This is a genomic window from Streptomyces sp. NH27, from assembly GCF_056859195.1.
Genome location: NZ_JACEGK010000277.1, coordinates 1 through 10,316, shown reverse-complemented (window position 1 = coordinate 10,316; position 10,316 = coordinate 1). Strand labels below are relative to the sequence as shown.

Annotated in this window: 9 protein-coding genes; 3 read left to right on the top strand and 6 right to left on the bottom strand. The window is 67.3% G+C overall.

The genetic code is table 11. The annotated features are described in order from the left end of the window. Positions 1-1,046 precede the first annotated feature (1,046 nt). A complete protein-coding gene (locus AC13HU_RS21990; RefSeq protein WP_483043635.1) occupies positions 1,047-1,403 on the top strand; it encodes a hypothetical protein in 357 nt (118 codons plus the stop codon). A 102-nt stretch (positions 1,404-1,505) separates the two neighbouring features. After that, entirely contained in the window at positions 1,506-1,670 is a 165-nt protein-coding gene (locus AC13HU_RS21985; protein WP_483043634.1) for a hypothetical protein, read from the top strand. Between the two features lie 180 nt (positions 1,671-1,850). Here the strand turns inward: AC13HU_RS21985 and AC13HU_RS21980 are convergent, their stop codons facing one another. Continuing rightward, entirely contained in the window at positions 1,851-3,263 is a 1,413-nt protein-coding gene (locus AC13HU_RS21980) for an IS1380 family transposase (RefSeq protein ID WP_483043636.1), read from the bottom strand. Between the two features lie 289 nt (positions 3,264-3,552). Then, positions 3,553-5,097 carry a group II intron reverse transcriptase/maturase gene (gene ltrA, locus AC13HU_RS21975; RefSeq protein WP_483043633.1) on the bottom strand — a complete coding sequence of 515 codons (1,545 nt, stop codon included), beginning with the start codon at positions 5,095-5,097 and terminating at the stop codon, positions 3,553-3,555. A 1,157-nt stretch (positions 5,098-6,254) separates the two neighbouring features. Here ltrA and AC13HU_RS21970 point away from each other — a divergent pair. Beyond that, on the top strand, positions 6,255-6,419 hold the full coding sequence (locus AC13HU_RS21970) for a hypothetical protein (protein WP_483043632.1): 165 nt from the start codon (positions 6,255-6,257) through the stop codon (positions 6,417-6,419). A gap of 170 nt (positions 6,420-6,589) precedes the next feature. On the opposite strand, the gene AC13HU_RS21965 is transcribed toward AC13HU_RS21970, so the two are convergent. The 4 genes from AC13HU_RS21965 to AC13HU_RS21950 form a co-directional block, all read right to left on the bottom strand. Further along, entirely contained in the window at positions 6,590-7,063 is a 474-nt protein-coding gene (locus AC13HU_RS21965; protein ID WP_483043631.1) for a hypothetical protein, read from the bottom strand. Positions 7,064-7,150: 87 nt separating this feature from the next. Beyond that, a complete protein-coding gene (locus tag AC13HU_RS21960) occupies positions 7,151-7,501 on the bottom strand; it encodes a hypothetical protein (protein ID WP_483043630.1) in 351 nt (116 codons plus the stop codon). Positions 7,502-8,095: 594 nt separating this feature from the next. Beyond that, positions 8,096-8,932, bottom strand: coding sequence for a hypothetical protein (locus tag AC13HU_RS21955; RefSeq protein ID WP_483043629.1), 837 nt, complete (start codon positions 8,930-8,932; stop codon positions 8,096-8,098). 447 nt (positions 8,933-9,379) lie between these two features. Then, positions 9,380-10,219, bottom strand: a complete 840-nt coding sequence (locus AC13HU_RS21950; RefSeq protein WP_483043628.1) for an HNH endonuclease — start codon at positions 10,217-10,219, stop codon at positions 9,380-9,382. Positions 10,220-10,316: the final 97 nt, after the last annotated feature.

Here is a 10,316-nt window from a genome sequence, read left to right as displayed (position 1 = left end):
ACGGGGGAACCCGAGAAAGGTGGTTGCGTAACTCTTTTTAGCGCTGTAGAGTTGTTGTCCTGAGGCCGGGGGCGGAAGCACCGACCCTGACCCCGAATGTCAACCCAACTCAAAGGAGAACTCCGTGATCATGAGATGTGCTACGCGGGCCCCTGGGCCGGGCCTGGAGTTTCTTTATGTAACGAGTAACGTGGTCAAAGTATGTAATCTGGAGTGGTTCTGTGACTACTGGTCACGCGAGGAAAGCTACAGCAGGATGCGCCGCAGAGTGCTATCTGCTGTCCTGCTCTTGGAGCCTGGATCGGTCTATCCCAGAGTATTCGGTGTCGGCGGGCGCGAGCCCATGGGGCATTCTTATGCAGATGGATACCGGTTCGTCCGCTACACTTCAACCATCTTCGGTTCTCCTAAACACACCGACGGTCCTCCAGCACGTTATCCATTTCAATTCTGGGAGCACGAACCAGAGGAGGGCGAGCCTCCCATGGAGGACTCACAAATCGAACGCATTCGGTTTCCCATCAGTTGAAATCGCGTGCGGGTACGGCAGCGGACCGGCGGGGACGCGGCACCCCGCACCTCCGCAACCGGGGGCGCAGCAGCGGCACGGAGGCCAAGGAGTAGGAAGGGTATTGTGTAACTCTTTTTTATGATCTCTGATTGCACCTACCGGTCGGCACTGCCCTCCAGACCGCCCCCGCAGCGAAGGGCCCTCTCCTTCGGCGGCTTCCCAGCCCCAGGAGACGCCGAGGATCGAAAGCACATGATCGCCCAGCGGTTGTCGCGACCGCTCCGCATCGTATGCGTCACCATCTCGTACCACCTCCACCAAGAACAGCCCCAGACCCACGACACCGAAGCCGAGACCCACCCGTAACGCACCACGCCAGCCCGGAAATAACACGCGACGCGCACCATCGGGCGACCACCCGCACAGCTGTCGAGCCTTCGGCGGTCACAGACGCCCTGGTCGAGATCAGCAAGCCCGACCGGCACCGCACCGGCGAAAGGCTCGGCGCGCGCCGCGCCACCTCAAAGGAACCGACGTGCCGCTCGACCTCACCTCACCCGGCAACTACGACCCCGACCCCCACTACCGGCGATACCTCCGGCCGGACGGAACGATTCACGTCGTGTGCGTGCAGGACTTCGACTACCGCGACTACGACATCTCCCGGTTCGTCGACGAGGACACCTTCCAAACCAGCGCGGAAGCCGAGACAGCGCCGATCTCCACCTGGCAGCTGGTCCACGCTGTAGAGCGCGGCGAGGACGAGGAGACGCGAGCGCCGGCCGCGCGGAACCTCGAAGCAGTCCGCCGCCACGTCACCACACCCGGACGCCCGCACGACGGCCGATGCGGCTGCCCGCGAACCCATAACTGCCCAGACTGCCACCAATGAGTGCGCTGGCGCCCCACGTGCTGCGCCGAACACCACCACTCCCCCGGGACCGCGTGGAGCACCCACACGGCCATCCCTGACACTACTTTGGCAGGTAGCACCATGCGCGAAGTCCAGTTCGACCACACCGACGGAAACGGCCACGAAGGACTGCTCATTTATACCGTTCCGGACGACACGGTAATCAGTGAAGACGACGCCGAGGCCGATGCCGAAAGCGCCAGCATGAAGGCAGGAACCTACCCGCCAACTTTCAAACCGGCGTAGCCAACTCGCTGCAGGCCTAGCCTCGAAGTTTCATGACGGTCCGCTGGCGGAGTCGGTGGACTGTTTTCGTGCCGTGGGTTGAGGGCGGGCAGGTTGAGGGCCCGAGTGTCGTCTCGGGGAGGCGCCGGGTTCCACTGCTCCGGTGTCGGGCTGCTGTCGTAGGGACGGGGATGTTGCTGGTCAGCCGGGGTTCGGCAGGAGCGCGAGCTGGTCGAGTGCGGCGATGATGTGGCCGGTCCAGGGCCAGTGCCGGGCCAGGCGGAGGGTCCGCCGGCGGCCGGTGGTGACGAGTTGTCCGGCAGCGGTGAACAGACGGAGCCGCAGGCGGCGGGGTTCCCAGAGCCTGGCCTTGCCGGTCAGTGCGAGCATCGGCATCCAGGCCAGCAGGTCGAGAGCGATCTGCACGATCTCCAGCCAGAGCCGGTTCTGGGCGGTGTGGTGCAGGGGCAGGTTGCGTAGGCCGGTGGCCCGGGCAGCGCGGATGCGGTCCTCCGCGCGGGCCCGCAGTCGGTGACGGAGTTCGAGTTCGGCGATCGGCCGGCCCGAGGTGTTGGTGGCGAAGCACGTCAGCCGCATGCCGTCCGCATCGGTGAGCCGCAACTGGGCCCCGGGGTGCGGTCTTTCCTTTCTGACGATCAGCCGCATGCCCTCCGGCCAGCCGTTTAGGACGTCGCCGGTGAGTTCGGCGACCCAGGCGCCGTCGCGGATCTCACCGTCCGTCTCGACGGCCGGTGCCCAGGCCGATGCCGGAACCTTCAGCACGTGCTGATGGACCTGCTCGGTGACCGTCATGCCGACCGAATAGGACAGCCATCGTCCCCGCCGGGCGAGCCAGGCGACGAAGTCGTGGGTGCCGCCCGCGGAGTCGGTGCGGATCAGGGTCCGGCGCCCGCGCCGGTACTTCTTCGGCAACTGGACGAGGGCCAGTTGGGTGGCGGTGATGTGGTCGGCTGCGGTGTTCGAGCCCGCGTTGCCCGGCCTGAGCAGGGCCGCGACCGGTTCACCGGTGCCGCCCGGTCCGTGGTCGACGAACCCCATCAGCGGGTGGTGACCGTAGGTTCGCTTCCACGTGGGTGCGGCATCTTCCTTGTCCGAGTGCGCGATCACCAGCACCCCGTCGAGGTCCACGGTCACAGTCCCGCCCGCATCAGGCGCTTCCCGGTCAGCCACCTGCCAGACCTGCTGGCGGACGTCGGCCCGCGCGGCACGGATGGCCCGCAGGGCCTTCTCCCCGGAGGCTGCGAGGGTGTCGATGAGGCGGGAGACCGTCGGGTCGGAGGCCACCAGCCCGAACACGGCCGGCTCGGCCCGCAGCATGGCGATATCCGCGAGGCAGTCCCCGCCCAGCGCGACCGCCAGAGCCACGTCCAGCAGGATCTTGCCCGGATCGTGCACCGCCCGAGGCCGCCGCCACGGCGCCAGCGCCGCTGATATCGCGGTGTCCAAGCCGGCCTTGCGGACGGTCTCGACCAGCAACACGCCCCCGGCCTGCGAGACCACCGACCGGCCACCGCCCTCGATGCGTACACACGGGTACGACCCGATACTCTTGTCGGGTAGCCGGAGTCCATTGCTGGACCCCGGCCCCCTCAGAACCGTACGTGCACGTCATCCGCGCATACGGCTCAAGCAAGCCCCAGGGGCTCTCAGGTGTGCAGAGTTTCCTCGCGGCCGTCCATGTACGGGCGTTGACGGCATGAGGCGTGGGTGAGGCGGAGTTGAACTCCATCCGGCGTCTTCGTCCCCTGGCAGGCGATGTGTTGGGTCTTGATCGCCTTCCGGGTGGTGCGGAGCCACTGCTCCCACTCCCTCGGGGACTGCGGGGACCGGTCGGCGTGCAGGAGCAGTTGCCCGCACCGATGGCAGCGGCCAGTCTGCGTCTTCAGTAGACGCATGGTGGCCCGGTCCAGCGGCAACGGGGCGCCCTTGCGACGGCGGTCGGCCCAGTAGTCGGCCAGCGCAGGGTCATCCGGGGATGCCTTGCCCTTGACCAGTTGATGCCGGATGATTTTCGTCCAGGCGAACCGAACCAGGTAGGTGCCGCTGTCGCGGTCACCGAACACCCAGTTGTCCTGACGTGCGGATTGAAGCGACCAAAGTACCGGCTCATGATCCAGTACCTCGGCTTCTTCGGGTGCCTGGGCAGCGCCCACCGGTAGGTGAGCTGCCACAGGTAAGCATCCAGCGAGGAGAAGACCTCTTTGGGCACCACCGTCCGGTAGTAGGCTGCCCATCCGCGAATAACCGGATTGAGCGCCCGCAGCACCGCCAGAGGATCCGCACCGCGAAGCGCACGGATTTCCTCCCGCAGTCTGCCCCGGATCCGCTTGACGGCCGCTTTGCTGGGCTTAATCAGCAGCTTGCCGCTTCGGTAACGGCGCACGTTGAATCCCAGGAAGTCAAAACCGGTTTCCCCGTGGACGATGCGTGTCTTGTCCTCGTTGAAAACCAGCCCCCGGGGCGCAAGCCACTCGGCAAGCTGTGCCTTGACCTGCTCAGCCGCAGCGCGGCTGTGGCACATCGCCACCAGATCGTCGGCGTATCTGACCAGCACAGGGGAGTTCGGCATGATTTCTCCGGCCCGTCGGCCCGGAGGGTGATACCGCACGCCCGCAGCCGTCTCCATCCCATGCAGTGCGATATTCAGCAGCACGGGGCTGATCACGCCGCCCTGGGGAGTTCCCTCCTCGGTCGGTGTGAACCTCCCGCGTTCCACGACCCCTGCCTTCAGCCATTGCCGGATCATTCCCCGTGCGGGGAAAGTACCGAGCCCGGCCAGAAGGTGGTCGTGGTCGATGCGGTCGAATGCCGCCGCCAGGTCCGCGTCAAGGATCCACACGCGCTGCGGGTTCTTTCCGCTGAGCGTATTGAAGATGACCCCGATCGCGTCATGGCAGCCCCGGCCCGGACGAAAGCCGTACGACCTCGCCTCGAACCGGGCCTCCCACTCAGGTTCCAGCGCCGCCGACACACGGGCCTGATGAGCCCTATCGATGACGACGGGAATGCCGAGCGGGCACCGCTTGCGTCCCCCTGCCTTCGGGATGAACACCCGCCGCACCGCGCGGGCCTGCCAGTTACTGCCGCGCTGCTGGATGAAGCGCACCAGTTCCGACTTGCCCGAGGCGGTGAGTACGACCTGATCGTCGATCCCCGCCGTTTTGCGTCCGGCGTTGATCTCCGTCACCCGCCGCACGCTGACCAGCGTGTTGCTCAGGTTCCGGAGCATCAGCTTCTGCAGGTTCCTGACCTTCGCCAGGTCACCTTCCTTCGATGCCGTGAAGATGCGTTGGCGCAGACGGCGTACGTCTTTGTCCGCCTGGTCCCAGTCGATGCTGGGCCAGTCCACGAAGCCGCCCTCCGGTCCGTTCACCACGGCCGGAGCCGGGGCGTCCAACTTGTCCTTCGGTGCTGTCGTTGCTGTCATCGTCCCTCCTCACAGGCTCACCCGGCTCACGTCAGCGTCCTTTCAGACTCGGACATCGGTCCGTATCCGGCGAGTTGGCCGAAGCGACGACGGAGAGGCCGCCACCCATAACTGCCTCGGTTTCCTCCGGCCTTTCGGCATGCCGGCCTTCGCTTCCTGAGCCGTCCTGTCCCGCTGGGAACATCAGCCTTCCTCACGGTCAGCCCACCGCCCGTCCGGCATGGACGAGCGGCTTCCGTCGGGGTTTCCACGTTCCGCACGCATGAGATGCGACCGGGGTTGGGTGCCCTCTATATCCCGGGGCGGCGGTGTCCTCCCGAGCGGCGTGAAGCGACCGCTCGGCGCCTGCCGCGTTCCAGCGGCCTGCCCTGCACCCCGCTGCCGCTTCCCACCGGCGGGGCTTTCTCTCACGAGACGTCATCGAGGGTTCACGGTTGTTCACCCGTCCGGTCTTCCCCTCGCCTGTTGCCCTCGGGTGGAACGAGGGCACTTGGGCTTCTCCCCGGAGCTTCACACCCCGCCGTTACCAGCGACGCATGTCCAGGTGGGGACAGGTCAACGGACACTGACCCGGGGCTACTCTGTTGCCGACGCCATCGCCGACCCCCTCTCCAATGCAGCCCACTCAACACACGCGACCTCGTGTCGCACCTTCACCTGAGAAGTGCCTCCGGCTGGAGCAGGAACAAGGACCTCGACAATCCTCATTCTTGCTGGTCAGAGGCACTTTTCGCTTACTTGACCACCCGTCGGACGGCCCGCTTCATGAAAGCGCGAGGTTAGCTCCACAGCCTCGCGTCGGCCTTCACCGCCGACCACATAGCGGTTCGCCCTCCACGTCGAGCTGCTGCGGTTGGATCGTGCACAACGGACACGGGGACTTCGGGCCCGCGGCTCCCGGGAAGGGGGCACACCGCCACCGACGTCTACCAACACACCCGCAATTCCTGACCCACCACCAGGGACACAGCATGAGCATGCGCCGCATCCTGTTCCAGGCCCCGGCCACCGCCGCCCTCAACGTCGACCTGCCCGACGGCGTCACCGATCCGACCGCCATCCAGGAAGCTGCCAAGGCGTAAGGCGTCGACTTCCCCACCCTCTGCAACGGCTGCGAGAGCCACGTCGACCTGTCCGACGAGTGGAAGCCCGCCGCCATGGACGGCGAGCTACTCCCCGGCCCGGGCGACGGCCAGGTCGTGGAAGTTCTCAGCACCGCCATCGAGCAGTTCTTCGCCGAGGTCGACATCGAGACCTTCGAGTACGACGACTTCGGCCACACCCTCCTCAGATTCCTCAAGCGCGCTGGCCACATCGCCTGACCCGCGCCCCGGCACCACGTGAAGCCCCCGAGCGACGATACTCAGGGGCCTACGCGTGTGAAGCGCCAATGACCTGCGACGACCGACCCGACCCTCATGATCATTGGGGCATGTGTCGCTGCAGGCGTAGCTACGGGGTGGTGCGGCCCGGGGGTGCCGGTCCTGAGCGTTCAGTGCATGGCCCCTTGGGCGCGGCCGTCCAGCCACCCGGCGAGTTCATCGTGCCCCGCTTCGCGAGCGTCGTGGGCCGTGTACCGGGCGAGTTCGTGGTCCAACTGCCTCAGGAACCGGCGAAGTTCCTCGGACTGCTCCGGTTCGGCGCAGCGCCAGAGCCCGTCACGGGCGTCCCGCCAGGCGAGCACCAGCCGATGCCCTCTGGTGCCCGCCTGGTGGTCCGCACGATGCTCCCAGCCGTGAGCGAAGGTGTACCGCCGGCTCCTCAGCCACGCGGTCCCGGCGGCATCGGCCTTGTACTGCGCGAGCGCTGCGGTGAAGCCTTCCGATGCGGCGGCGAACACCCGCAGCAGCTCGTCCCCGGCGGACTCGTCGTCGCCGTTCCGTGGCCCCTGGGCGAAGTCCAGGAGGTCGTTCTCCGCGGTGGTCTGCTGTTCGAGGGCGGCTTGGGGGGTGGTGTCGAGCAGCATGCTTCCTCATCGTCTGGTGCGGGTTCGGAGGACCCCTCGGGGGCGATGAGGTGATGCAGCACCCAGCGTACCGGGGCGGGGAAGGTGTCAGGCGTTAGCGTTCCTCGGGGTGTCGCCGGTGTGCGGAGGCTGGATGACGTCGGGGCGGCAGTGGTCGAGGCCCCAGGGGATACCGGGGGCGGCGTCGAGACGGGCAGTGTCGGCGTCGATAAGACCGAGTTCCATGAGGTGGAGGAGCGCCGTGCCGACGGCGCCGCTGATCGTCTCGGCCATCGTCTGTTCGGGGTGGTAGTACGGGCCGTCGGGGCCCTTGACCCAGATGGTGGCGACGCGGCGGCCGATGTTGGTCAGCCCATAGTGGGTGCTGTTCTCGGTGGTGTCGACGGGGATGCGGGGCCAGTCCAGGAACTGGGCGGCGGGGAGCGGGGGCTTGGTCACGTGTCGTCCTGGTTGTGGATCGCGGCGGCGTGCCGGCGCGTGGCGGGGATGTACCTCCACCGCCGGCGAAGGCGATGGCGGGGCGGAGGGCGTACCGGCATCGAGGTCATCGACATCGGGGCCGGGGCGGTCGGTGGCGAGATGTCGGCCTTGGCCCTCCAATACCTCAACGACCTGTGCAGGGAGACGTTTCGCCGACGGAGGCGTCGATCTTGCAGGCCGGGTCCGACTCGGTGCTGGCGCGATGAAGGTTGCGCACTTGGTCGGAGGTCGGGGTCTTGGACGTGCTGGCGCTGGAGCTGCCGGCGTCAGCGGCCTGCCAGTTCCATCCGCTGCTGGCCGGGTCTGTGACCCAGGAGCGGACAGCGGCGTAGCCGCCGCAGGGCTGGCGCCGCGCGGGCCGGCACGGAGGCGGTTCCGCCCGGGCCGGGCCGGTGCAGCACAACGGCGGCCCTGCCCCGGAAGCGGCCTCCGACCGCATCCCGCGCCGTGTGGCGGCCCGGCGGCCAGCGCGCGGCGGTACATGCGGGATGGCGGCGCGCCCGAGCCGAAGAAGGGCAGCGCGGCCGACAGTACGGCGGAAGCGCGGCGCGGTTAGGGCTGGCGCAGACAGTTCGGTGCTCCGTCACCGCCGCGTGCATGCCGGTACGTGTCGCTGGCGGCGGCGATGAGCGAACGCTCGCGAACCAGATCGGCGTGGACCGATACGTCGCCTGGAGGTAGCAGGTCCAAGGCGCGGTCGATGACCGCCAGGCCGTCGTTGTACCGGCCGAGTTGGCGCAGTGCGCTGGCCTCCCGGAAGAGCACGATCGGGTCCGTACGTCCAGCGAACGGCGGACGGGCGGCAAGCCAGAGAATGCGCTCGGCTCGCCTGGGGAGGTTGTGTCCGAGCCACAAGCCGTGAAGGAGCACGTGCAGGGTCTTGATGTGGTCCTCCGCCTGGTCAAGGACCTCGTCCATGACGGTGATGCCTGCGGGGTCGGACTGCCCCAGGAGTGCGAAGGCGTGAAGGGCCCGGCTGTAGCAGTCCAGCCCCATGCGAGTGGTAGGGGGGAGCCGTTCGACGAGTGCCTGGAGGGTGGGGCAGCGGAAGTCGTATCTCAAGGCGCTGAAGTACAGATGGCGGTAGCTGCGGGCGGCTCTCGAATGGTGGTCTCCGGTGGCGGCCTGCTCAGGAGGTACCAGGTCGAGAACACTGTGGCCGGCAGCTCGTGCAGCCCATGCGACATCTGCGCAGACTTCGGCCGATTCCCGCCAATCGGCCTTGAGGGCGTCCAGATCGGCGGCCAGTTGGGCGGGCCAGTGTGCCTCCTCCAGGTGCGAGGTAGCTCGGGCCCGGATGCTCGCGAGGAAGGCGGCACGGCCGGACCGGGAGATCCTGGAAGGTGACGGGCCCTCATGGTCGCTGGAGACGGCTCTTGGGGTGTCCACGTGATTCTCGCTCTTTGGTGCGGGTTTCTCCTCTTGTGTTGTCCGCTGATTCCGTCGCGGGGGTGCCGAGGGCACGGTACGGGCCAACGCTTCTCTTCTCCTTGGATCGCGAAAGTGACACCCATACATGGGTGCGAGGCACGGCCCGTGTGACATCGCGCGGCGGTCTTTTCCACCCCCGGAGCGAGCAGTTCGAGGCGGAGACGGCAGGAAGGGGGAACGCGGGGTCGTCGCTCCTGGCTGGTGGCGATCTTGCTGATCGCAGGTCGGTTGGCGTACCGCGGGATGACGGTGCGGCGTAGGCCTGCGATCAGCAAGGTCCAGTGCCTCGGTCTTCCATCGGTTGGCGCCGGCCGCGTCCGCGTGGGCGGTGGCGACGTCCTCCGTGTCGTAGGGGTCCGCGGGCCGCCGCTTCTCCGGGCGCAGGCCATGCAGGCCGCCTGCTGCTCAGTCCAGGCGGGAGAAGTCGAGGTCCACCAGGACCTCCTTCAATTCGATGTCCTCGTCGCGACAGAAGCTCCGAAGCTCGTCCCACATCTCGGGGACGCCCTCCAGAGCACCGGAGAGCAGGGACAGTTGTCCGCGGTCCTCGTCGTACTCCTCGTCGTGGAGGTAGACCATCTCGGCCTTCTGGAGCTCGCGTACGACGCTGAGCAGCGTCGTACGGTCCGCCGAGAAGCGCCTCAGCACCAGTTCGAAGTCCGTGGTTTCCTCGTGCACCACGAGGGCGAGGACTTGTCGGGCCATCCGCGTGAGGCCGCCGACACGCCCCGCGAAGCGGTTGATCAGTTCGAGGATGGCCTGTTCGTCATCGGGATCCTGGTCGGCTTCCTCCCAGGCGAAGAAGCGGCGCATGGTGGTGGCGGGCCGGACCAGGGAGCCGTTGACCGTGTCGCGGAACTCGGCCTCGATGTCCTCGACCGTGTACCGGTACTTGGCCTCATGCTTCTGTTTGACTGCCCGAAGGTACTCGACGGTGTAGTCGTACCGGGTGACACTGCTGTCGATCAGGTCGTGATGCACCCCGCACAGCAGCATCAGGTTGTCGAAGTCCCGCAGCTGTTCGACGTCGTTGCCGTCCCAGGCGTCGTGCCGGGCGCTGCCGGGCTCGGCTCCGACGATGTGGGCGATCTTGCCGACCCAGGCGCCTTCATCCGTGACCAGCCGCGTTGAACAGTGCGGGTCGCCCCAGGCACATTCGTTGCCGGAGAACGCCCACAGCCGGCGCGCGACGCCGGACACCGGCTCCTTGCGGTTCTTCTCGGAGCCGTTCGTCCGCTTGGCCACAGCCCGCCTTCCCTTCGCCCTGACGACAACGCGCGGCGTAGTCCGCCTGGTTGAGGTGGGGTGGGGCGCGTGCTGGTTGTGCAGCTACTACCAGCGC

Excerpts from the sequence above, each read along its gene's own strand:
- AC13HU_RS21985 (WP_483043634.1), top strand. The coding sequence starts at position 1,506 with ATGCGCGAAGTCCAGTTCGACCACACCGACGGAAACGGCCACGAAGGA.
- ltrA (WP_483043633.1), bottom strand. The coding sequence starts at position 5,097 with ATGACAGCAACGACAGCACCGAAGGACAAGTTGGACGCCCCGGCTCCG.
- AC13HU_RS21970 (WP_483043632.1), top strand. The coding sequence starts at position 6,255 with ATGGACGGCGAGCTACTCCCCGGCCCGGGCGACGGCCAGGTCGTGGAA.
- AC13HU_RS21965 (WP_483043631.1), bottom strand. The coding sequence starts at position 7,063 with ATGCTGCTCGACACCACCCCCCAAGCCGCCCTCGAACAGCAGACCACC.